This window comes from Legionella sheltonii (genome assembly GCF_026191355.1).
Classification (GTDB): domain Bacteria; phylum Pseudomonadota; class Gammaproteobacteria; order Legionellales; family Legionellaceae; genus Legionella; species Legionella sheltonii.
This window is the reverse complement of sequence record NZ_JAPHOQ010000005.1, coordinates 127,939-151,704: the sequence shown is the minus strand read 5'-3', so window position 1 is coordinate 151,704 and position 23,766 is coordinate 127,939. Positions and strand designations below refer to the sequence as shown.

Sequence of the window (23,766 nt, the reverse complement as noted above, 5' to 3'; positions counted from 1 at the left end):
CACCCAAGCTACAGTACACATTAAAATGGCAACTCCAGCTTATCATTCAATAAATGCATTTGTTTCTTAAATAATTGTTGAATGTGCTCCAAATTATCTTCATCTTCTGCTTCAAAACGAGCAACGAGACAAGGAGTTGTGTTGGAAGCACGTAATAGTCCCCATCCTTTATCGAACTCAACACGTAAACCATCAATTGCAATAACTCGTGCCTTAGGAAACTCTGCCATTTCATTAAAGCGTTTCATAAATTGAAACTTCTCATCATCTGCTATAGCGATTTTCAGTTCAGGAGTATTAATGCTATTAGGAATCGATTCAAATTGTTCACTTACCGTTAGATCCGCGGCACTAATGATTTCGAGCAAACGACAAGCACTGTAGAGTGCATCATCAAATCCATACCAACGATCTTTGAAAAATAAATGCCCACTCATTTCACCTGCCAGAGCAGCACCCTCTTCTTTCATCACGTGTTTTACGATGGAATGGCCTGTGGGACACATTCTGGGTAATCCACCAGCCTCTTTAATTACTGATTCTAAATGGCTTGAACATTTCACATCAAAAACTATAGTCGCTCCAGGAAGGCGGGTTAATAATTCACGTACATAGAGCATCATCAACCGGTCAGGCCAAATCATCTCACCTTTATTGGTAATTAATCCCAATCGATCCGCATCCCCATCAAAGGCTAAACCTATATCCGCTTGGTGCGCGGCCACTGCGGCTTTTAAATCAGCTAAATTAGCCTCTATTGTTGGATCAGGATGATGATTGGGAAAGTGACCATCGACATCGCAATAAAGAGCCACCACCTCACAACCTAATTCACTGAGCACTTCGGGAATAATAGGACCAGCAATACCATTACCGCAATCGACCACCACTTTTAATGGACGTTTAATTTTTATATCACTTAAAATACGCTGCTTGTATTTAGGCAGCACATCAAATGCCACATCTTTACCTTGACCGACAATCCGCTTCCGTTCAAGAACCAAGTGATACAAGATATCAATGTCTTTTTGCATCAAGGTCTTACCTAATAAGACCATTTTAATTCCATTGTAATTTGCTGGATTATGACTTCCTGTGACCATCAAACCACAATCAATCTCTTGAGTATGAATTGCAAAATACATCACTGGTGTTGGCACCGCACCTAAATCAAATACATCAATCCCACTATCCAATAGTCCTTGCTTTAAAGCCGAAGCCATTGCAAAACTGGTGAGACGACCATCACGTGCCAAAAAAATTTGTTGCCGTTTTAAGTCATGCAAATGACAAGCCAGGGCAAGTCCAATACTATAAAAGGCATTCTCATCCAATTCTTGTCCAATTATGCCGCGAATATCATAGGCACGAAACACAGAACGAGAAACTTGTTTTTGCTGATATTTCATTTAATGTCTCCCTGAGCTGCCAAATCCACCTTCGCCTCTGGAGGTTTCAGTAAACGAGTCCACTATTTCAAAAGCGGCTTGCACAACCGGAATAAAAACTAATTGAGCGATACGCTCTCCTGGATTTACGGTGAAATGCTCAATGCCTCTATTCCAACAAGAAATCTTAAGCTCACCTTGATAATCCGAATCAATTAACCCCACTAAATTACCTAAAACAATACCATTTTTATGTCCCAAACCTGAACGAGGTAAAATCACTGCGGCTAATTTAGGGTCAGCAATATAAATGGATAATCCTGTTGGCAATAATACGGTTTCTTGGGGGGCAATTTGAATGGGTTCATTAATACAAACTCGCAAGTCTAATCCAGCTGCACCATGGGTCGCGTAGGTAGGTAATGGGATGGTATCGCCGATTCGTGCATCAAGAATTTTTAATTGAATTGCTTGGGTCATAATTTTTCCTATAAAAGCTCAATGCGCATCATTTTGCAGAGTTGCGGCAATGATTGCAATAATTTGTCCTGCCAACCGTGTTTTATGGGTTAAGGGCAATTCGATTTGCTTGTTTTTTGTAATGACGATCACTTGATTCACATCACTATCAAACCCAAGTCCTTTCCCAACCGAATTGGCCACAATCATATCTAATTTTTTACGTTGTAACTTTTCAGTAGCATAATGCACAACATCCGTAGTTTCAGCAGCAAATCCAACCACAAAAGAAGCCCGAGCTGAATCAGCAACACGACTGAGAATATCGGGGTTTTTTATCAACTTAAGCGTCATTTCGTCATGGTTTTTTTTCTTCATTTTCTCTGACGCAGGTGACTCAACCCGATAATCTGCAACAGCAGCTGTTCCTATAAATATACCATCTGTAGGCATTTCTTGCATTACGGCATCAAGCATCTCTTGTGCGGACTCGACCTGAACTCGTTTGATCCCGGCCGAAGCCTGTAAAGAAGTGGGGCCACTAATTAAAGTAACTTGCGCTCCGGCCATAGCCGCGGCCTCTGCCATAGCGTACCCCATTTTTCCGGAACTATAATTGCTGATATAGCGTACTGGGTCCATAGGCTCTCGAGTAGGTCCAGCGGTGACCAGTACTTTTTTACCCGCCAATAACTGGTGTACATCACTTAAACGGAGTGCACTCATGATGTGTTCTACTTCACTCACACGTCCAAAACCATACTCCCCACACGCTTGCGAACCTTCTTCAGGCCCAACAAAAATGGCTCCTCTTTCCCGCAAAATCGTGCAATTGGCTTGGGTTGCTGGATGAGCCCACATAGTATGATTCATCGCTGGACAAACTATGACAGGGACTTCTGCTACGAGGTACAAAGTAGAAAGTAAATCATCCGCAATACCCTGAGCCATTTTGGCAAGAATATTTGCAGATGCAGGCACAATAACTAAATAATCTGCCCAACGCGCTAGCTCAATGTGTCCCATAGCGCGTTCTGCCTCGGCATCAAATAAATCTGTACGTGCGCTATTGCCTGATAAAGCTTGCATTAACAAAGGGCTAACAAACTGCTGAGCTGATTGGGTCATCACCACCTGTACTTCAGCTCCGGCTCGAGTTAACTCTCGAATTAGGTAGGCTGATTTATACGCAGCTACCCCACCACATACTCCAAGAAGAATTTTTTTGCCAATAAAATCTTGCATGACTGGTCATTTTTGATAAGAATAGCTCCGATCAAAGCATAAACTTCGCAATAAAGGAATAGAAAAATGACGGTTGTCCAATCAACACGGCAGTTGAACTTGCGTGAAAAACTGCTCACCCATGGGGTACAAAGTCTTTCAGATACTGAATTACTCGCTGTCTTTATCAGCTCTGGCAATAGTAAAAAATCCTGTGTGCAACTCGCTTTTGAGCTCCTCAAACACATGGGCGATTTACGAGCGATTCTTAACGCCGATAAACAATGCTTCAAGCAAATATCTGGTTTAGGGGAAGTTCGTTATGCCCAGCTGCAAGCAGTCAAAGAAATATGTCGGCGCAGTGATTTCATTCAATTACAAAAAGATACACCAATCACAAACAGCAGACAAACCTACGCGTATTTAAAAAAACGTTTGCGCGATTATAAATATGAAACTTTTGCCGCTTTGTTTCTCGATAATCAACATCGCATCATTGCCTATGAGGAACTTTTTTCTGGTACCATCAATACGGCAACATGATATAGGCGCGGTTTTTTGGACGAAAAAAGGTAATTTTTAAGAGCTATTCTTCTAAGTAACAGAGGAGAATAGAATGAGCAAAAAAAGAAACTATTACACGGCATCAAAAAAATCAAAGATAGCAGTTGCGGCAATTGAAGGAAAATTGACTCAGGCTCAACTGACCAGCGAATACGGTGTGCATCCTACCCAAATTAAAGCATGGAAGCAAACAGCATTGCAGGCTATTTCAGATGCTTTTTCCAATTCTCATGATAAGGATAAAAAAGAGCAAGCCGAGCTTGTTGGTGCTTTGTATGAGGAAATTGGTCGACTTCAAGCCCAATTATCATGGTTAAAAAAAAAGACTGCCACTGAGCTTGGATGAAAAGCGTAAGCTGATTGATAGCAACGCTGAAATATCAATCCGAGAACAATGCATGCTACTCGGATTGAGTATTTCCAGTTATTATTACAAAGCGTCTCCTATATCAGCAGAGGACGAGCGGCTCATGGCGCTGTTAGACGAGCATTATCTCCAGTATCCATGTGAAGGTAAAGTGAAGCGCGCACAATGGTTGTCCCTTGAAGTTGGCTATCCTGTTGGTAAACGACGCATCAAGAGACTCATGGAGGCTATGGGATTAGAAACCGTCTACCCAAAGCCAAATACAAGCGTTCCCAATAAAGAGCACACCGTGTACCCCTATCTATTACGTGACATCGATATCACTAAGCCTAATCAGGTCTGGGCTGCTGATATTACCTACGTGCGTATGAAGGGAGGCCATGTTTACTTGGTTGCCATCATGGACTGGTATAGTCGGTATGTGCTTCAATGGGCGGTGTCCCCAACATTAGAAGCAGAATTTTGTGTAGAGGCGCTAAAAAACGCGTTATTACAGGGGCGGTGTGATATTTTTAATACCGATCAGGGTGCTCAGTTCACGTCTAATGATTGGATCAATACCTTGAAGGCCCACAAAATCTCTATCAGTATGGATGGGCGCGGCCGATACCTCGATAATATTTTCATAGAACGTTTATGGCGCAGTGTTAAGCAAGAAAAACTCTATCGGTATGATTTCGAAACAATCGAAGAGATAGAGCTGGAATTAGCTGAGTATTTTGAATATTATAACAACCGAAGACTCCATCAGTCTTTTGGATATTTAACACCAGCTCAAGTGTATTTCGGACACCCTAGTACGGTTTCTAAAACATAGTTCGGTGTGTCATGGCTTACCCACAGGGTCCACAGGCCTATCCGAGACGATGAAGGCTCTACTGGCCTATGGACTTGTGGATAAGCCATTCTGTGAGAGCAGGAGTTAATAAACCAATTCGGAATAGCTCTTATTTTTCCTGAATTTTGTTCCAGATTACCAGACCTAGATTAACAATTCATCCAAGACCCATCATAGAACGTGTTCTTCAACTCAATGCAGCAGCACTTATTCTCGCCCACAACCACCCCTCAGGTTTATCCGATCCCAGTCATCAGGATATCGCTGTAACTGAACGCATTCGAGAACTGAAAGATCCCCACGAAATTACCAAACACGGTTAAGCTCCTGTTCTATAATCTCTTGTAAGGTTCTAGGGTCAGGGGCTAAGGAACAGAGCTGATTATGCTCAATCATAAGCTTACCCAGGGTAAAATAAGAGAATATTTTCTTATCTTTGACCGTATTGGCTTGGAAGTATTGTTGTTTATTTTGACTATGTGCAATTACTCCAATAACCCAATAAGTAATTTGCACAATAGCAGCAAGAAGCATTTTTACTCCCCATCTATCTACTGAATGAGTACGCACATAACGTCCTGCTAGTCCGAATTGATGACTTTTAACATCTCTAAACGATTCTTCTATTTGCATTCTTTTAAAATAGAGATTGATAATATCAGTAGGCCCTACATCCAATGGTAAATTAGTAGCCAAAATCCATGGCTCTTTATTAGCTTGACTATAACTTCCATTAGACAGTGTCGAGGTGGTTTTTCCTCGTGATGTCTTTACCTTTCTTCCCTTAGGCTTACGATAGGTTGTAACCACCCTACAAGGTCTTGTATGCTCTTTGGTTAATAGAGCATGCTCATAATGTGTCGTTTTAGATTTAATATCAGGGATTAGTTCTTTAATGAGTTTCCATCCCAGTTCTTCGGATAATTGTACCGATTTAACTCCTCTTACACGACTTAGCCAATACCAGCCCAGCGCTTCTATTTCTTTAAACCATTCTTCATAAAAACCGGCATCCATGATTACGATTACTCGACGATTTTTGGGCAAACAAAGACTCAACTCTTTTAAAAAGTCCTTAGCTCGTCCTTTTGTTTCGGTATCTCTATACACTTCTCGATAAAGAGGAAGACTTCTACCTTTTAACGCTATTTCTGCACTGAGCATTTGAATTTCTCGGTCGTCTTTTAAGCAGCAAATATCTACAATCAAAGGTAAGGTTGTATCTTGCGAGATGTAAGTAAAAACAAAGCTTGATAACCCTTGATAAATGGAAAAAAGTTCATTATGCAGTGCCTTATTGCCTTCCAGCCTATCAACTTTCTTTATCTTATTTTTTAATTTTGCATCTCCAGGCAAGTTCCTCCCTAATTCACTTAATGAAAGGTTTTGGCTATGTCTTAAGCCTGATGCTACATCCATTACTGCATTCAATCGTGATATATGAATTTCAGGACATGATTCTGTAAGCGAATTATAAAGATAGGTTTCTACAGCTAACATTTTAATTTCCATGAGTCTTAATGACGCTCATTTGATCATGAGACGCTCTTTATTTCAACTCATAATTCGTGGGGATAGATCAGTTCGAGAAGCCCTGGAGTTAGTTGACGCGCGTTTACTTGATCATCTCGTCATTGGTGATAATGAAGTCTATTCCATCCTGGCCGAAAGCAAGTCGATATGTCGCGAATAACCCCCCTTAACCGACGCGTTGCGTCGGGTGAGGGTTTCGAAACAAATAACTATCTAAAAAACAAAATTCTCTAATATAATTAAAATATCCTTACACAAAACCATAATATTCCCCATGACCAAATTTATTTTATCGCTCCTTTCTTCTCTTGCTGTCAGTACTGTTTTCGCTGAAACAGATTATTGTCAACTGGCATTAGAAAATTTATATGCAAAAAAAGGGGAGCTCATTTCTGTAATTAAAATTAATACCAATAAAACCTCGCTTTATTCATCAACCATCGAAACAAGTACCGATTGTCAAAATTATACTCCTTTGTTTTCGGTAAAAAATCCTGATGCAATAAAAACTAAAGGAGGTTTATGTGCTGTATTGCCTGCCGATGAAATAAAATCCGGTTTATGCTCCTTGCACGTGACGCTTTGCATCTCAGAGAAAGAGTGTCACGATTTAACGATAAAATTAACCACAGAAAATAATCATTATACAAATGCAGATCCCGCTTATTATGAAATGGACTTTTCCAATAATTGATAAAAACTATCTATTCAGAAACAATACAATCCTGTTCCTGTTTTGGTTCAAAATTGTCCTTGCTTCTAGCAGTTGAATGTTTCTCGAGCATCCAATTCTTTTTGTTTCTCTGCAAACGCTTGAATTTGCTCTTTTGAAAGCGTTACTTGATAGACTTCATCTGTCGCATAATTCGTCTGGAAGAAAATAGCAAACTTCTTATTTTCTCCTATTGGCTTTTCTTGCTCACACGGTATTATTTTTTCAATAAGGTGATATGCTTCGCTCAAAGTCTTACCTTTATTTTGCGAATCAAAGCCTACTTGCACCCCCAGTTCAAGTATCTCCAAACTGGCCAAATATTTTAATGCCCGCTCAAGATCCTCATCTTTAAGCGGATGACATATGTCAGATAACTTCCCTTTAAGCATACTACTTTTTGCTTGCAAATTACTTTCGCCTACAAAAAAATGCTGTTGGTGTATGGATTGAAGGTGTTTAAATAATTGTTCATTATGAGAAGGCTTATGAGTAATATTTCTTTTTATAAAGCTGCCACTGCGTTCACTACTGACTAAATCAGAATAATTTTTTTGAACCATTACGTAATGAATGGTGTCAATATGGGCTAATCTTTTACCTTCATAGGCACGCATCGTATCGACTATCTTACTCATCGTCAGCGGTTCGCTTGGTTGCCACTTGGCATAATAACGTGCTATTTCAGTAGCTATATAGAATGCATCGGCTTTATCTTTTTTTAGCGTTTTTTGATGCTCTGCCAGTGCCTTAATAAAATGCTGATTGTATTGTTCAACCTTTTTTTGTTGTGGACCATCCAATTCTAAATTGAGCCTATAATCGAGTGCATTATAAAGATTCGCCTCTTCTTGAAATTTGGTAAGTACCCTTTCCACCTCTGAGCGGCGTGTTCGTAATTCTTTCCCAGCAGAAACCCATTGATCAATAGATGTATGATGTCCCTAGGTATTATTAAAAACAGCTCCCATAACATTCTGGTTATAATAAGTTTTTGCGATTTGGCCTACTATTGAAAGCTGACAATGCCATTCCTCAGGAATAGGAACAGCGCCCAGCGAATGCGCTTCGGTTACGGATTGATCGCCAGCCACACCACATAAATCAGATAGGCGCATCAAATCAAGGGTTGTATCATGAGTAAATCGATTTCTTTGGAATACTCTAAACTCCCTACCATGAGGATTTTTCTCATCTAAAATAATCTCTTTATGTGGATTTTCTGGGTCTCCGGTAAAGAAAACAAGCTTACCATACCCCAATTTTTTTAACTTATCTTGAAAGTCTGGCTCTTCAAGCAGGGATAATGTCGTCTTGTCTCTCCCATTCTTGCTTGTGACACTCATAAAGTAATTCGCATGTTTCCCTTCTTCATTGCTCGCAGCAAATACAGCCGCAGCTCTTTTATAAGACTTAGGAAAATTGTAATAAGAAAAGGCAAAACTATTTTTTTTAAGAAAGGATGGATCTTCAGCAGACTTACCAAAAACTTGTTTTTTTAAAGGCGGATCGAGTTCGTTAAGGATTTTACTTCGAGCTTCAAGTTTCTTGGCAGGATCAAGATGCGAAAATTTTTTTAAATCGGATTCGATTAAAATTCCAGGAAAACCATCACCTACACCGACATTTCCACTCAAACAAATTATTGGTGGTTTATATTCTGTCTGCTTATAAAGGCCATATTCTCCAATAAAAATTTTGAGGCACTCGTTATTTTTGTAATAGTGTTCCAAGGAGTTATCAAAAATTGCGGTTTCTACTGCAAGTTTTGCGCTTTGACATACCTTTTCTACTTCATGCGAATCAGACGAGTCAACCATGTGAATTTGGTGATATTGATCAGGGAGCTTCGGTTCAATCTCGTGTACTTTATGAATCGAAGCTTTTTTACCCACAACGTAAATTGGGGCATCAGGGTACTTATTCATGAGAAATTTAGCAATTTTCATTGCCAGAGAAACATCACCATAGCCTTCCTGATCAATCATATGCAAAACTATAGGGCCTTTAAAATCAGATTTAAAAATATCCTCGGTCCGGATCATGATCTACTACCAAAAACAACGCTATATGGTTAATATTAGACCATTGATTGAGTTATATAGGCTGAGGAATACTTTTTATTGACATTGAAACATCAAAATCTTTTATGAATGAGGAAGAAAGACTAGAAGAAGCCGAGCAACACTAGGCTCTGGCGAAATCAAAAGAAATAATTTTAGCAATCTCCGGTTGTTTTAGCGCCAAAGCTACTAACCGGTCAATACCTAAAGCCACGCCGCTGCATGAAGGCAATCCATGTTTTAAAGCCTGCAAAAGATAGTGATCTGCAGCTACGGAGGGAAGACCTTTTTCACTTCTTAGCTTTTGGTCTTGAACAAAGCGTTTTGCCTGGGCATCAGCATCAGTCAACTCATGAAAGCCATTCGCTAATTCCACTCCTTGGTAATAGACCTCAAAACGTTCTGCGACTCCATCATTAATTTTTGCTAAAGCAGCTTGTGATGCTGGAAAATTATACACAGCAACTGGCGCATTTTCTTCTGCTAAACAAGGCTCTACAACATGACTCATCAGTAAAAACAGATATTGATCTCTATCCTCTTCCTGAGAAGGTAATACATTATCCAAATCAAAGCGCGCCAGTGTTTTACGAAGTTGTGGGATTGTTGCAGTGAATGGGTCCACATCACACGCTTCCAGAAAAGCGTGTTGATAGGTTTTTCTGATCATGGATTTAGAATGCATCACCATTTGCAGAAACAGATCCATTTCATCCATCAATGCATGATGATCAATACCTAGTTGGTACCATTCTAACAAAGTAAATTCTGGATTATGCCAGCGCCCTAATTCATCGTCGCGAAATACCCGCGCTATTTGAAAAATAGAACCACTTCCTGCGGCAAGCAAACGTTTCATATGATATTCAGGGGAAGTTTGTAAGCAATAGGTTTCATCACGAAACGTTGCTTTGATATTACTGAGATAGACATCCGTTGTGCCATAACGGGCCATAATTGGCGTTTCAACTTCCAAATAACCGCGTTCAGTAAAGAAATGCCGTATTTTTCTTAATAGTTGTGCACGTTGGCGCAAATACTCAATCGATGCTGAAGGTTGCCACATTTAATAAAAAATTCCCAATTCAAGACGTGCAGCTTCAGTCATTCTCTCCTGAGACCAAGGCGGCTCCCAGACTAACTCCACAGTACAATCACGAACCCCTTCAACTTTATTGACTGCTTGTTCTACTGTTCCCGGAAAAGTTTGAGCAACAGGACAACCAGGAGTAGTTAAAGTCATTTGAATGGTAACATGGGCTTCATCATCAATGGATATATCATAAATTAAACCCAAATCATAAATATTAACAGGAATTTCAGGGTCATAAATTTCCCTAAGCGCATTAGTAATGGCCTCTTTCAGCAATTCTGAATCTTGTTTTTTCTTAAAACCAAACATAAAGTACCCGCTTATATTTTGGATAACCCAAGGCCAGTTTCCATTTTGCTAGTTCCCACATCACCTCGAGCGCAGCGAGGGATGATGTGACAGAAACCAACCCTATTCCGTTTTCACTACATTACTGTCTTTATTCAATGCCGCTTCTAATGTATGCCAAGCCAACGTAGCGCATTTTACTCGGGCTGGATAAGCCTTCACTCCCGCTAGAACCATTAACTTGTCCATATGAAGTAACTGTCCCTCTTCGTTTTGTGTCAACATATGATGAAAACGATGAAACAGTTCATGCGCCTCTTCTATAGTTTTTCCTTTTAAAGAATCGGTCATTAAGGAAGCCGAGGCTTGGGATATGGCGCAACCACATCCTAAGAAACTTAACTCAGTGATCAAATCTTCTTCGATTTTGGCATAAACAGTTAATTTATCACCGCATAAAGGATTAAAACCATTCGCTTGCACCGTTGCATCTTTCATTTCATAATGATGACGTGGATTGCGATTGTGATCGATAATGATTTCCTGATAAAGCTCACGCAGTTCAGCACTCATGCAAATACCTCTTTAACTCGATGCAATACTTTGATGCATCGATCAATTTCCTCTCTAGTGTTATAAAAGGACAAGGAAATTCGTGACGTGGCAGCAACATTGTAAAAATCCATTAATGGCATAGCACAATGATGACCGCTGCGTACTGCAATTCCTTCACTATCTAAAATAGTACCTACATCATGAGCATGGATTGTTCCATGCACAAAAGAAACAACCGGTACTTTTTGCTGAGCAGTTCCAATTATATTAAATCCGCCCACAGACCGAACCCCAGCAGTTGCATAGTCTAATAACTGTGTCTCATAAGCGATAATTGCTTCCATATCCAAAGATTCTAAATAATCAATAGCGGTGCCTAACCCAATCACACCCGCAATATTCGGCGTGCCTGCTTCAAATTTATGCGGAATAGGCGCATATTCTGTTGCATCAAAGGTCACGTAATTAATCATCTCGCCACCTCCCTGATAAGGAGACATGGCATTCAAAAGCTCTTCTTTACCCCATAAAACACCAATACCCGTAGGACCATATAATTTATGCCCTGAGAATGCATAAAAATCACATCCCAAATCTTGCACATCTACAGGCAAATGAGGAATAGCTTGCGCGCCGTCTAGTAATACTTCAGCACCATACTCATGGGCCATCTTAATCATTTCTTTTACTGGATTAACAGTACCCAAGGCATTGGAAGCATGAGCAATCGCAACAAACTTGGTATTTTTATTTAATTTTTTGGCAAACTCTTCTAATAAAACTTCACCATCCAGTGAAATAGGCGCAACTTGCAGTTTTGCCCCTGTTTTTTTGCACACCATCTGCCAAGGAACAATATTGGAATGATGTTCCATATGGGTAATTAAAATTTCTTCATCCGGTAGAATACGCGGTGCAACCAAACTTTGCGCAACCAAGTTAATTGCTTCAGTAGTACCGCGAACAAAGATACATTCATTTGGGGAGTTGGCATTGATAAAGCGCTTTACTTTGGAACGAGCTGCCTCATAGTGCTCTGTGGCTCTGACACTTAAAGTATGAACACCGCGATGGATATTCGAATTATCCTGCTCGTAATAACGAGAAATAGCCTCAATCACTGCTTTAGGCTTTTGGGTCGTTGCCGCATTATCAAAATAAACTAAATCAAAATCATTTACTTTTTGCTTGAGTACAGGGAAATCGTTGCGAATTGCATGAATATCCAAAGCGTCCATTGAGCTTACCCCAACTGTTGTGTTAATAAATGCCCCATGTAGTCCGCCAATTGACGATGGGGAATAAGCCGCAAATTATCACTGGCAAACGCATGGATTAAATAGTGTGATGCTTCAAGTCGATCAATTCCGCGGGTTGCCAAATAAAATAATGCTTCCTCATCCAATTGTCCAACCGTTGCCCCATGAGAACACAATACATCATCAGCAAAAATTTCCAATTGCGGTTTGGTATCCACTTCTGCATTGGCTGAAAGTAAAAGATTTTTATTTTGCTGTTTGGCATCCGTATGCTGTGCTTCTTGAGCAACAATTACTTTACCATTAAATACCGCACGCGAACGCCCCATGAGAATCCCTTTATAATCCTGTTCACTACTGCAACAAGGCACCAAATGCTGCACTGTTGTATGATGATCCACATGTTGCCCTTCTGCAGGAGCATATATTCCGTTCATTAAAGAATGTGCTTTTTCTTCTTGCAAATACAAACTAATATCGGAGCGTACCCATTGGCCGCCAAGGCTTAGAGAATGATTCGCAAACTCACTGCCTGCTAATTGTTTCACGGATAAATGACCAAAGTGAAAAGCAGATTTACTCTCTCTTTGAATGGTGCAATGGGTTAGTTTTGCACCAGCCCCTACAACAACCTCAGTGACCTTATTGGTCAAATAGCAACAATCTGCCAAACCTTGATAATCTTCAATAATCGTAGCCTGGCTGTTTGCCTCAGCAATAATCAAATGTCGCAGATATACCGCTTGATTCATACGATTTTGTATATGCGTTAAAGCAATCGGCTCGTCAATAACGACTCCTGCGGGAATGTAAATCACCACCCCACAATGAATCATGGCGGTATTTAAAAAATGAAAACCATGTTCTTGTTTTAAAATCGTGCCCAAATAAGGCTTCAACAGCTCCGGATGCTTGGTTAACGCTACGGTTAAAGGAAGTACCAATACTCCTTTCGGTAACGCTTGCGCAAGCTGCTGTTCCCCAGAAATAAGCCCATTAAGGACCAATAAATTCTGCTTTATTGGTAAATCAGAAGACATTGCTTCATTGTATGCGTTATCCCCTGAATCTTGAGAAGGCTCAGCAGCATCAGAACGCATAAAGGGTTGATTTAACAAGGCATCAACAGACGTATATTTCCAATTTTCATCATGGCGCGTTGGAAAGCCCTGCTGACTCAAATCATTTAATGCTTTGGTTTGCAATTGGGCAAGCCAAGGCAAAGTAGAAAAACTGGCCTTTGCCCGTTGTTGGTAAAAATCCAAGATCTCGCTCATCACTCCACCGTTTCCTCAAGCCAACTGTACCCTTTTTTCTCTAATTCAAGTGCTAATGTTTTATCACCGGACATAATAATACGGCCATTGACCAACACATGAATAAAATCTGGCTCAATATAGTCCAGCAAGCGCTGATAATGCGTTACTAAAATAATAGAGCGCTCTGGTGAACGCATTGCATTAACACCATGGGAAATAATCCGTAATGCATCGATATCCAACCCTGAATCGGTCTCATCAAGAATCGCAAGCTTTGGCTCTAAGGCAGCCATCTGTAAAATTTCATTGCGCTTTTTTTCGCCACCAGAAAATCCTTCATTAATACTGCGGTATAAAAAACTTTCATCCATTTCCAATAACTGACATTTCTCTCGAATGAAGGTCAGAAACTCAATAGCATCTAATGGGTTTTTTCCCTGGCCTTTACGTACTGCATTAACGGAGGCCTTGAGAAAATTGACGTTTGTCACACCAGGTATTTCTACAGGGTACTGAAAAGATAGAAATATACCGGCACGCGCTCTTTCCTCGGGAGATAAAGGAGCTAAATCCTGGCCTAGATAGCTTATTTCTCCACCAGTCATATGATACGAAGGATGGCCAGCTAATACCTTAGACAGAGTACTTTTTCCTGAACCATTCGGTCCCATAATGGCATGAACTTCACCCGCGTTTACCTGAAGATTAATGCCTTTTAAAATAGCTTGACCATTTATTTCAACACTTAAGTCTTTAATTTCTAACATATTAACCTACTGCCCCTTCTAAACTCAGACCTAGCAATTTCGTTGCTTCCACCGCAAATTCCATAGGTAATTCTTTTAATACCTGTTTACAAAAACCATTTACAATCATTGAAACAGCATCTTCGGTGTCGATTCCACGTTGCTGACAATAAAATAACTGTTCTTCACTGATCTTCGAAGTCGTTGCCTCATGCTCTACTTGTGCTGTAGGGTTTTTGACCTCTATATAAGGAAAAGTATGTGCGGAACATTCAGAACCCATAAGCATGGAATCACATTGAGTATAATTGCGCGCATTGGTCGCCGTCGGTGCAATACGAACCAACCCACGATACGCATTATGTGCACGCCCTGCACTGATTCCTTTGGAAATAATGGTTGAACGCGTGTTTTTACCAATATGAATCATTTTAGTACCGGTATCTGCTTGTTGATAGTTATTGGTTAACGCAACTGAATAAAATTCACCAACAGAATCATCACCTTGTAAAATCACGCTTGGATATTTCCAGGTAATTGCTGAACCGGTTTCTATTTGTGTCCAGGAAATTTTAGAGCGTTTACCACGACATGCCCCACGCTTGGTCACAAAATTATAAATACCGCCTTTCCCTTCCTTATCACCAGGATACCAATTTTGTACGGTGGAATATTTAATTTGCGCACCATCCAACGCAACCAATTCAACCACCGCTGCATGCAATTGATTTTCATCGCGCATCGGTGCAGTACACCCTTCAAGGTAAGAAACGTAACTGTCTGCATCCGCAATAATCAAAGTACGTTCAAATTGTCCAGTAGAAGCTGCGTTAATGCGAAAATAAGTTGAGAGCTCCATAGGACAACGCACCCCTTTGGGTACATAAACAAAAGAACCATCACTAAAAACAGCTGAATTCAAAGCGGCATAAAAATTATCACGATAAGGCACGACCGAACCCAAATATTGCATCAGCAACTCAGGATACTTATGGACTGCTTCAGAAATAGGGCAAAAAATGACGCCTTTTTCAGCGAGTTTGGCTTTAAATGTAGTGGCTACGGAAACGCTATCAAACACGGCATCTACCGCAACGCCGGCCAGCATTTCCTGTTCTCTTAAAGGAATCCCTAATTTCTCATAGGTCCTTAGCAATTCGGGATCCACCTCATCCAAACTTTTGGGTGCATCTTTTTTCTGTTTGGGTGCTGAATAATAAGAAATAGCCTGGTAATCCACAGGGGGATAATGCACGCTAGACCATTGAGGAGGCGACATAGTTAACCAATGCCTGTAGGCTTTTAAACGCCACTCCAGCAAAAACTCTGGCTCACCTTTAATTGCAGATAAACGACGAATAACCTCTTCATCCAGTCCAGGCTCAAAAGTATCTACTTCAATGTCGGTTGTAAACCCATGTTGATATTCTCTATCGAGCAGAGAATTAATTTGCTCACTGCTTTTAGCCACGATTAACTCCACTTGCCAATTGCCGAACTCGTTCCACGTCATGTGCTTGTAACGTTGGTTTAGCCAGAGTGGCTAAACTGACACTATCCAAAGCTGTTTCAATTGCTTGGCTAATCAATCGCCAATTACCCTGAATAGTACAAACACCTTGTAATGAACAATCATTAGGTTGCAAACTACACTCTGTGAAACCACGATGTTCTTCCAATGCAAAAATTATTTGCGACACTGAAATCTCAGTTGCAGGTCGTCGCAAGCGATATCCTCCAGCCACTCCACGCACCGAAGTTAACAAACCTGCACTCGTCAAACGTTTTAAAATTTTACTTACCGTTGGTACAGTCAGATGAGTATGTAGTGCAATATCACGAGCATTACATAGTTCTTGCGCGTGTCTGGCGAGATAAACCATCACAACTGTTCCATAATCGGCCAATTTGCTGATGCGCAGCATAACACCTCAAACTCGAATAATCTAGTACTGAATAAGTCTTAATTAGAGACAAACTCCGTCTTCATCATTTTTTATCTATATTATAAATATAGTACCAAAATAGTTCTATATTTGGCAAACGTAAATAGTACCTTATTGTTAAGGAATGACGCAATACGCCCTGGAAATATATTCAACATTAAGTGGGCGACCAGCAAATTATGCTTAATGTAATTAGGGGAACTGTACTTAAATGGCAGAATCTCCGAATTCTCATTGTCCAGATGGCTGCCCTCAGTTTCATTTGCGCCTTGAGCCATAGACATATTCGAAATAAATTCTCGATTTGGGCTATACTTTTCGTATCTCGAGTCAAAAAGAAAGCTTCATTTATAATGCATTACTATAAATTAGATATGGTGAAGGATCTTGATAGCGCAATAAGTGCGCTCCGTTCACAGCTCGATGCGTTACTCACGCAAGTAAAAGAATCTGATGCACACCTGTCACAATATTTTGACGTAGCCAAAATAACTGCGGCGCTCAGTTCAACCGCAGATAAAACCTTTGGACTACCGACATTAACCGCGCTTGAAATGCTTGCTGCCGATTTAATACAAGTCAAAGAAATTGCTGATTTAAGCCCAAAAAAAACAGAACAAATAGCTGAGGTGATGAAAGCAACTCCATCCCTAATGTATGCCGTACATTTTTTGAGTGAGTTATCTGAAGCCATTAGGGAAACAGAGCGCCTACTTAATATAGAACTTGTAGTTAATTCAACTAAAGAAAATGATCCGGAAACAATTTCGGTATTTAACGATCAGAGCATTAGCTATTCATTAACAAATCATTCATTCGAGCGATTTAGTGAATTTCAAGCTACGGATCCGAAAGAGCAGCAATCAGAGAACATATCATGGAAAAGTGATCTGGCTCAGTTCGAAGGCGATCCCGAACGGCACTCAAGATTAATTTCCAAACAGATTACAAATTGTCATTGTGTGATTATGCTCGATAAGACCACACAAAAGGTATGGATGATGCATGTATTGCCTAGAAGTCAGTTTTATATCAAGCCTATCTATGTTGATTTGCTCCATGAACAGAGCGGACTTAATGATAAGACCGATATGGAGGTACTTTTTTTCTCTCGTTATTATGACCAACATCACTGTGACATCCATAAATTTACGGCAACATTGCCTAAGGAAGCAAAAAGAAACATTCTCTTAACTGAATCCCCAGCGTCCACTTCTAAAGGAGCGTACTTTGTATTGTTTGATCCTCAGCGTAATAAAATTATCATGGCCACTCATTCTTTGTCAGAATGCCGCGTCTATGAGGATGTTTTTCCGGGCATTGAACCTTCTCCAATAAAAAAGCCATTGTTCGATTTGCAACCTGCATTAACGATTGCCCAACAAGAGATGAATGAATTAAAAAACAAAGGGATAATGATTAAAGATTTATCACCCGGTAGCACGATTCCCCCCGAACATTTCCAGAACCACCCAGATATCAGGCAAACGGTTAAAGAATTAATTGAGCGATTAAGAAGGGAAAATAAGAGTGGTGATCCCAAGGCTGCTCAAGCTTTTTTTCAAAAATGTGATTTCCTAATCCCTTGCTCCATCAAAGAAGTGGAGCATCTCATCAACAAGAAAAAGCTACTTACTTCAGGCCAAAAAGAAAATTCAAAACCCTATGACATAGAAAAAATAATTTTTGATATCTCGCTGGAAAAAGAGCTTGGCACAGTTGATGCAGTTAAAGACATTAGACATATTTCCGGTCTTCTGCATGTACCTAATAAACCCTTGTTTATTTCTTCATTGAGCCAATACTCCCAGGCGTTTAAGGAGTGCGGCATCATTTTAAAGCTGAATCAGGAGATTCAAGAACGGTCAACCTGGCTCGCATTTGAGACCAATGGTATTTGGAGTGAGACAGACACCCATCGTCCAGGTTATTTTTATCCTTTTGATACATGCCCCACATCAGAATCTTTAAAACAATCATCAAGTATTAACATTCAGGTATTTGGTGGTGTGGGTATTCAGGATATTTCTGAAATATGGGTACCAAAAACGATTGATAAAACGTTATTAGCTGAACTTAAAACCCTGCAACTACCTATTTATCAATATCCTTTACAAAAAAAATCAAACGATGATTCGTTCTTCAAAGAGGCATCCTTTGTCCCTGATTTCAAAAAAAGGCAATTGGTTTATGAATCTACCCCATCGAGCAAGCCGAATGATGGAATGTGCTCTATCTCCTAATAATCAATAAGGGTCAGTAAAGAAGTCTCCTTTCTTTGAAAACCACCACTCGAAACCGCCATTTTTGCACAAAACAAGGAAATTAAGATTTACTTTTGATCATACCAACCATAAAATACACGGCCCTTATTAAAAGCAAAACAAGGAGTTAATTATGGATTACGGTAGTCTATTCAATTTAGGTACAGGTTACAGTTTGTTTTCAAGTGGCTATAACTTTCTGACACATAGAAGAACATCACAAATCGTAAACACGCTCTCTTTTATAGGTGCAGCCTATAGTCTTTTGGCAAATTACAACAAATTCAATGAAGTAGTGGGAACATATGCCTTAGATGCCCTAGTTCATGGGTTAAACCTGCTTTTGATGGATTCACAAAATCCTAATGTCATTAAAGCATTACAATATTTAAACGATGCTCAAATTGCCACTAACTTTGGAGCCATTAGTGGTATTTTTAGCAAAGGCGCTCTTTCTAGCGATTTAGTACTTAAAGGACAATTAGCAGGAGATGCATTCACTCATCTTGTTAACCATCTAGCATTATTAAAAAATGATGCTGAAGCTGGAAATGATGAGAGTAAAGCACATAAACTTTAATAGTAGCCAGCGGTAACCGTTTGGGTATTCAAAAGATGAGGCTGCATTCATGATGTGGCCTTATGCCATTTGAGAAATGATAAAAATCCTTCGCTTAAAGACAATGACCTCCAGACTCCAACTGCATTAAACCAAAATCCCAGATCATAAAGCTTGACTCACTTGAACTATGCGCGTTATATAACGTATCATCTTCTTTTTAATTTGAGTGTTGCACTACGATTTCATGCTTGAATCAAGACCTATTAGGAGCAAGACCATGACAGTTGCGCATTATCCAGCCTCACTGGTCAGCAGTCAGCTTGTTAATTCGGGATCCATGCTTGTCCCGCAAGGTTACTATCGTTCAAAATTATTTATTGCTCCTTTTTCTACTAATGCTTTAGTTGCAGCAGCAGGTCCTTTACTATCCCTATTGGAACGACTATGTCTTAGTCCATCGCTTCCCCCTATTGAAAATATTAGAGACAACATTGAGCATGAATTACTGGCCTTTCAAAGCAAGATGGATGCCTCCAAATACCCAGCAGACTTTGCTGCTATTGCCTATTATTTAATGTCCGCTACCATAGACGAAATAATTGGTAAAAATTACATGCGCGTCTATCAGATTACTGCTGAATTCAAAGCGTTTACCCCACTGACGGCGGATGAAGCGCTGCCACAACATCGTTTTTTTGAAATTCTTAACTACATTAAAGAGCGACCGAATCAATACCTTGATCTTATTGAATTGGTTTATTTTTTCCTGATTGTTGGTTTTGAAGGCCATTACCATCTCAAGCCAGATGGACGACAGAGTTTAGATAATTACATTGAAGATCTTTATCAAATAATTCAACAAAATCGGTTTAATCAACCACGCCGCTTATTTAATGAAAACCCTATACCCAAAATAGTTAAAAAAAATTATAAAGCTGCCATAATAACGTTGATTTCTGCCGTTGCTGTGGTTGCACTTGCTTTTTTCACCAGCCAATATTTATTGGAAAATAAAGCAAAAACCGTTTTATTTGGACATACCCAACTTGCTCTTCTGGACAGCTAATGGACAATTCGTTACACGCACTATGTGATGCTATAAAAAAAATACTTTCACAATTAAAGCCACAAAGCAATCCACTATCTTTTATAGTGATTACCGGTAAAAATGCTCAAGGAAAATCGGCCATATTAAAGCAAAGTAATATGGAAGAAATACCTGTTTTTAGCGAACAACATGCTAAAATTTATTTCAATCAGAAAGGAATCATCATTGAGCTGGGTGAAAATTGGCTGAATAACAGCAAGACCTTATTACAAGCCACGCTAAAGCAATTAAATCGATGCAACTCGCATCTAAAAATTACTGGTCTTGTTTTATGCATTGATGTCAATGAACTACTTATTGCTGATCCGGGACAATTTGCAGAACACAAAAAAGCACATGTGCAATTGTTGGAGCGGTTTGGGGCAAATCTAAATTACTCGGTCAATCTTGCACTCATCTTTACCAAAATGGATACCCTTGCAGGTTTTACCGAATTTTATCAAGCCGATCACGCAACTGATTTATCGAAACCTCTAGGATTTTCGCTTGATTGTAGAAATGAACTTAAGAAAAAAATAGAAGCTTATTCATTACAATTCAATCAGCTTACAGAACAAATTGGTCAACAAGTAATTAATAAAATGCATCCTGCACGTTCAACAATGAGACGCAGTTTAATCCGGGAGTTTCCATTACAGGTTGCAAGTTTGCGAGCCCCTATCCAGGCACTCATCCAAGGAATTTCACCGAAGCTCTTTAATTTGCACTCCATTTACTTTACTAGTGCCGAGCAAGGTGGTGTAAGTATTGATCGGTTAAATAAGAAAATTCAGCATGAATATGCATTGGTAGTACAAGATACATTCCCGCAAGCTACAAACTTCAGGGCTTATTTTGTTGAGGGCGCATTAAAAACCATTCAAGAGCATTGTAGTCAAGTACCACAAGTAAGAAAATTTTCACAAAAGCCCATTATTGCAGCGACTGCAAGTATCGCCGGGATCAGTTTACTCCTCTTAAGTTACAACCACTACAAAACAGCTCATCTATTGGATGAAGCAAGTAAAGAATTACTGGCTTACGATGTACTCAATAGTCAAGAAAATAAAGAAAAACAGGCTCTTTATCATTTGTCTAATGCTGCAAAAACGATGAGTCATATTTCAAGTAACTCCTTGTCGCTACCCACAGTACATCAATTAAAAACAAATTTACACCAAAATGCTGAAAATCGTCTCCATGGTGAATTTTTACCCTCTTTAACTCATGAGTTAGAAGAGGTAATCAACAATCCAGGTAATACGCCGATTGTTCGCTATAATGCGCTGAAAATTTACTTGATGCTTAGCCAACCAGAACATTTCTCAGCGATGCAAGTACATGATTGGTTTGCTAACCGATGGAACAAACAACCTGAAAGTGCTCTCAAGAAACAAATGGCGCTGCTCAAACTTCTATTAAGCAAACCACCAAAAAATATAACTGTGAAACAACAGGTAATTACTGATGCGAGAAATTATTTAAATGCATTGCCCTCCAGTTATCTTTATTATTCCATCGCTAAAGAGTTTTTCCCTACTGCAAAACAGAAAATTGCAATTAACGGTTTTGTATTGGCAACCAGCGAACTGCCGGTTTACTTTACCCGTTCTGGTTTTAATGAAGTGATGCAAAAAATTCCTGATATTAGCCATAATTTACAAAAAGAAAATTGGGTACTTGCGCGCAATGATACGGTCCAATTACAGGAAATGATCACTCAAGCCTATTGTTTTGATTATGTCACCTGGTGGCAAACATTCATGCGTAAGTCACAGCCTTTACATTACCAAGATTATCAAGCAGGGCGACAGGTAGTTAAAAGCTTAGAACAATCTCATGCACTGAGTAAAATGATTGGCTTAATTCAACAAGAAACTAAAGCCGATCTAACTGATAATTCATCACCTTTTAATCATTCCATTGCCAATCAGTTTACTGATTTGAACTTAATGAGCCATTCCAGCACTAAAGAACTAGGCTTAAAGATCGTTGATTTAGAGCGATTTATCTCCACGTTATCCATGATAAATGATGGCGGCAAAACGGCCTTTAATATTATTAGAACACGTTTTGCCAGTGATAGTGCCTCCGATCCAGTAAGCCTGCTTTACAATCAAGCCCGGCAATTACCGGAGCCTTTAAGTACCTGGACCAAGCAATTAGCAAGTGATACCTGGGGCATTTTAATAAAAGACAGTCGTCAGTATATCAATCAACAATGGCAACAAACGGTTTTTAGAGAATTCCAAATGACTATTGCCAGACGCTATCCTTTTGATGCGTCGCAGAAAGAAGAAATAGCAATAAATGATTTTAATCATTTCTTCTCTACTCATGGCGCATTAAACACATTTACTGAAAGTTTCGTGAAACCTTTCTTGGACGTTTCCAGTGCGGAGTGGAAACCTAAAGCGGTCAATGATTCGGTACTACCCATAGCGTCAGAAACATTAGATGCGCTCATCCGAGCCAATATTATTACCAATATGTTCTTCCCTGATCATGGTGAAGAAAGCAAAATTGATTTTAGTTTGCAAAAAATCAGTCTTGATCCTGTAGTTGCTAATCTAGAACTTGAGATTGGCGGAACCAAATTAACTGATAATCAAGGCAGTGATTCAGTAATTCGTTTTTCCTGGCCACAACCCAATGCAAAGCTTGCGCTGGACTCCATTGAAGGCAATCATTATGAACTGGCAGAACAAGGAACATGGGCCTTATTTAAACTACTCGAGAAAGTAAATGTTTTGGTTGATGAGCAAGACAGTTCCAGCTTGCAAATTCTCTTTGAAATTAACAGTAATTCAGGACGTTACTTATTAAAAACAAACAATCAAGTTAATCCCTTCACACCAGGAATTTTAAATGGATTTACCTTGCGTGACTCGATAGTATAGTTCTGAACCACTAGACCTCTTTCCAAACCCGCTGTGAAAGGGAAACGCGAAAAGACAAGAGCGGACAGCCGCGAGTACATGAGGAGAAAAGCACTTATTTAAGAAACTATCCACCCCCTTTGCAGAATTAGGGAAGGGCCTACTTTTCTAATCTCATTGACGCCGGTTGTTGTTGACCATTTTTAAAAGCGATTGCATCGTTAATCAGTATCTTGGTACTGGAGGCTTGAAGAGATTTATCCCATTTTGGATAGATCCTCATGTATTCTTCTAAAATATTAAACCCTATATTGTCATACAGATAATTCCTGGTCGCATTTAATACGGATAGTTGATCGGAATACGGTTGAAACCTTGGGCGTTTTTCCTTTTGCTGCTTGCAATAGGTTATTTCATCTTCAATACGATTCACTAAACTCTGAAATTGTGACTCAACGGTATTTTTTGGTGGTGCTTTTGAAGAGGCAAAGAGCCCAATACCACCCATAACTTCTTTTTGATGCTCAGACATCATTATCTCCCTATAATTCAGATACAGTAGGCAATTCAATTCATTATTGCATCATGTCCATCCTACGTGACTGAGGCCAAATTTTTAAACTCCATTCAACTTTTTATGTTAATTATAGTTAAAATTTTAACAACAAAGAGGCAGATTC

Annotated in this window: 22 protein-coding genes and 3 pseudogenes; 10 read left to right on the top strand and 15 right to left on the bottom strand. The window is 39.6% G+C overall.

Annotation, left to right across the window (positions count from 1 at the left end; all coding sequences use genetic code 11):
* Positions 1-20: 20 nt before the first annotated feature.
* Genes OQJ26_RS07155 through coaBC form a run of 3 tightly spaced genes read right to left on the bottom strand, consistent with a single transcriptional unit; the run spans position 21 to position 3,092 of the window.
* On the bottom strand, positions 21-1,409 hold the full coding sequence (locus OQJ26_RS07155) for a phosphomannomutase/phosphoglucomutase (RefSeq protein WP_265703187.1): 1,389 nt from the start codon (positions 1,407-1,409) through the stop codon (positions 21-23).
* Complete coding sequence (gene dut / locus OQJ26_RS07150; RefSeq protein WP_028380811.1) at positions 1,410-1,868, bottom strand: dUTP diphosphatase; 459 nt, start codon at positions 1,866-1,868, stop codon at positions 1,410-1,412.
* An 18-nt stretch (positions 1,869-1,886) separates the two neighbouring features.
* Positions 1,887-3,092: a bifunctional phosphopantothenoylcysteine decarboxylase/phosphopantothenate--cysteine ligase CoaBC gene (coaBC, locus tag OQJ26_RS07145; RefSeq protein WP_265703186.1), complete on the bottom strand. Its 1,206-nt coding sequence runs from the start codon at positions 3,090-3,092 to the stop codon at positions 1,887-1,889.
* Between the two features lie 66 nt (positions 3,093-3,158).
* Between coaBC and OQJ26_RS07140 the strand changes: the two are divergent.
* The 4 genes and pseudogenes from OQJ26_RS07140 to OQJ26_RS07125 form a co-directional block, all read left to right on the top strand.
* A pseudogene (locus OQJ26_RS07140) lies at positions 3,159-3,611 on the top strand (JAB domain-containing protein); the annotation flags it as partial.
* Between the two features lie 76 nt (positions 3,612-3,687).
* A complete protein-coding gene (locus OQJ26_RS07135; RefSeq protein WP_065235619.1) occupies positions 3,688-3,981 on the top strand; it encodes a hypothetical protein in 294 nt (97 codons plus the stop codon).
* Positions 3,974-4,819 (top strand): IS3 family transposase, encoded by an 846-nt coding sequence (locus OQJ26_RS07130; protein ID WP_082650874.1) that lies wholly within the window; start codon positions 3,974-3,976, stop codon positions 4,817-4,819. The genes OQJ26_RS07135 and OQJ26_RS07130 overlap by 8 nt, the downstream gene beginning before the upstream one ends.
* A gap of 173 nt (positions 4,820-4,992) precedes the next feature.
* A pseudogene (locus tag OQJ26_RS07125) lies at positions 4,993-5,136 on the top strand (JAB domain-containing protein); the annotation flags it as partial.
* A 10-nt stretch (positions 5,137-5,146) separates the two neighbouring features.
* On the opposite strand, the gene OQJ26_RS07120 reads toward OQJ26_RS07125, so the two are convergent.
* Positions 5,147-6,352: an IS4 family transposase gene (locus OQJ26_RS07120; protein ID WP_265702028.1), complete on the bottom strand. Its 1,206-nt coding sequence runs from the start codon at positions 6,350-6,352 to the stop codon at positions 5,147-5,149.
* A 70-nt stretch (positions 6,353-6,422) separates the two neighbouring features.
* Here OQJ26_RS07120 and OQJ26_RS07115 point away from each other — a divergent pair.
* Both OQJ26_RS07115 and OQJ26_RS07110 read left to right on the top strand, forming a co-directional pair.
* Positions 6,423-6,533, top strand: a pseudogene (locus OQJ26_RS07115) (JAB domain-containing protein); the annotation flags it as partial.
* Positions 6,534-6,647: 114 nt separating this feature from the next.
* On the top strand, positions 6,648-7,067 hold the full coding sequence (locus tag OQJ26_RS07110; RefSeq protein WP_265703185.1) for a hypothetical protein: 420 nt from the start codon (positions 6,648-6,650) through the stop codon (positions 7,065-7,067).
* A 65-nt stretch (positions 7,068-7,132) separates the two neighbouring features.
* Here OQJ26_RS07110 and OQJ26_RS07105 read toward each other — a convergent pair whose 3' ends face one another.
* The 10 genes from OQJ26_RS07105 to OQJ26_RS07060 form a co-directional block, all read right to left on the bottom strand.
* Positions 7,133-7,963, bottom strand: a complete 831-nt coding sequence (locus OQJ26_RS07105) for a hypothetical protein (RefSeq protein WP_265703184.1) — start codon at positions 7,961-7,963, stop codon at positions 7,133-7,135.
* Between the two features lie 66 nt (positions 7,964-8,029).
* Positions 8,030-9,130: a hypothetical protein gene (locus tag OQJ26_RS07100; protein ID WP_265703183.1), complete on the bottom strand. Its 1,101-nt coding sequence runs from the start codon at positions 9,128-9,130 to the stop codon at positions 8,030-8,032.
* Between the two features lie 142 nt (positions 9,131-9,272).
* Positions 9,273-10,214, bottom strand: coding sequence for an elongation factor P--(R)-beta-lysine ligase (gene epmA / locus OQJ26_RS07095; RefSeq protein ID WP_265703182.1), 942 nt, complete (start codon positions 10,212-10,214; stop codon positions 9,273-9,275).
* The gene (locus OQJ26_RS07090) at positions 10,215-10,550 is read right to left on the bottom strand and encodes an SUF system Fe-S cluster assembly protein (protein WP_265703181.1); all 336 of its coding nucleotides are present in this window, start codon (positions 10,548-10,550) and stop codon (positions 10,215-10,217) included.
* Positions 10,551-10,652: 102 nt separating this feature from the next.
* Positions 10,653-11,102, bottom strand: coding sequence for a Fe-S cluster assembly sulfur transfer protein SufU (sufU, locus tag OQJ26_RS07085; protein ID WP_265703180.1), 450 nt, complete (start codon positions 11,100-11,102; stop codon positions 10,653-10,655).
* On the bottom strand, positions 11,099-12,322 hold the full coding sequence (locus OQJ26_RS07080; protein WP_322783959.1) for a cysteine desulfurase: 1,224 nt from the start codon (positions 12,320-12,322) through the stop codon (positions 11,099-11,101). Before OQJ26_RS07080 ends, sufU begins: the two co-directional genes overlap by 4 nt.
* A 5-nt stretch (positions 12,323-12,327) precedes the next feature.
* Positions 12,328-13,620, bottom strand: coding sequence for a Fe-S cluster assembly protein SufD (gene sufD / locus OQJ26_RS07075; protein WP_265703179.1), 1,293 nt, complete (start codon positions 13,618-13,620; stop codon positions 12,328-12,330).
* Positions 13,620-14,369 (bottom strand): Fe-S cluster assembly ATPase SufC, encoded by a 750-nt coding sequence (gene sufC, locus OQJ26_RS07070; protein WP_265703178.1) that lies wholly within the window; start codon positions 14,367-14,369, stop codon positions 13,620-13,622. The genes sufD and sufC overlap by 1 nt, the downstream gene beginning before the upstream one ends.
* 1 nt (position 14,370) lies before the next feature.
* Positions 14,371-15,819 carry a Fe-S cluster assembly protein SufB gene (sufB, locus tag OQJ26_RS07065; RefSeq protein ID WP_265703177.1) on the bottom strand — a complete coding sequence of 483 codons (1,449 nt, stop codon included), beginning with the start codon at positions 15,817-15,819 and terminating at the stop codon, positions 14,371-14,373.
* Positions 15,812-16,273 carry an SUF system Fe-S cluster assembly regulator gene (locus OQJ26_RS07060; RefSeq protein WP_265703176.1) on the bottom strand — a complete coding sequence of 154 codons (462 nt, stop codon included), beginning with the start codon at positions 16,271-16,273 and terminating at the stop codon, positions 15,812-15,814. The genes sufB and OQJ26_RS07060 overlap by 8 nt, the downstream gene beginning before the upstream one ends.
* Before the next feature lie 374 nt (positions 16,274-16,647).
* On the opposite strand from OQJ26_RS07060, the gene OQJ26_RS07055 reads away from it, so the two are divergent.
* From OQJ26_RS07055 to icmF, 4 genes are all read left to right on the top strand, one after another.
* A complete protein-coding gene (locus tag OQJ26_RS07055) occupies positions 16,648-18,537 on the top strand; it encodes a hypothetical protein (RefSeq protein ID WP_265703175.1) in 1,890 nt (629 codons plus the stop codon).
* A 154-nt stretch (positions 18,538-18,691) separates the two neighbouring features.
* Positions 18,692-19,138, top strand: a complete 447-nt coding sequence (locus tag OQJ26_RS07050; protein ID WP_265703174.1) for a hypothetical protein — start codon at positions 18,692-18,694, stop codon at positions 19,136-19,138.
* Positions 19,139-19,397: 259 nt separating this feature from the next.
* Positions 19,398-20,186, top strand: coding sequence for a type IVB secretion system protein IcmH/DotU (gene icmH / locus OQJ26_RS07045; protein ID WP_265703173.1), 789 nt, complete (start codon positions 19,398-19,400; stop codon positions 20,184-20,186).
* Positions 20,186-23,107, top strand: coding sequence for a type IVB secretion system protein IcmF (icmF, locus tag OQJ26_RS07040; RefSeq protein ID WP_265703172.1), 2,922 nt, complete (start codon positions 20,186-20,188; stop codon positions 23,105-23,107). The genes icmH and icmF overlap by 1 nt, the downstream gene beginning before the upstream one ends.
* 139 nt (positions 23,108-23,246) lie before the next feature.
* Here the strand turns inward: icmF and OQJ26_RS07035 are convergent, their stop codons facing one another.
* On the bottom strand, positions 23,247-23,618 hold the full coding sequence (locus OQJ26_RS07035) for a hypothetical protein (RefSeq protein ID WP_265703171.1): 372 nt from the start codon (positions 23,616-23,618) through the stop codon (positions 23,247-23,249).
* Between the last annotated feature and the right edge of the window lie 148 nt (positions 23,619-23,766).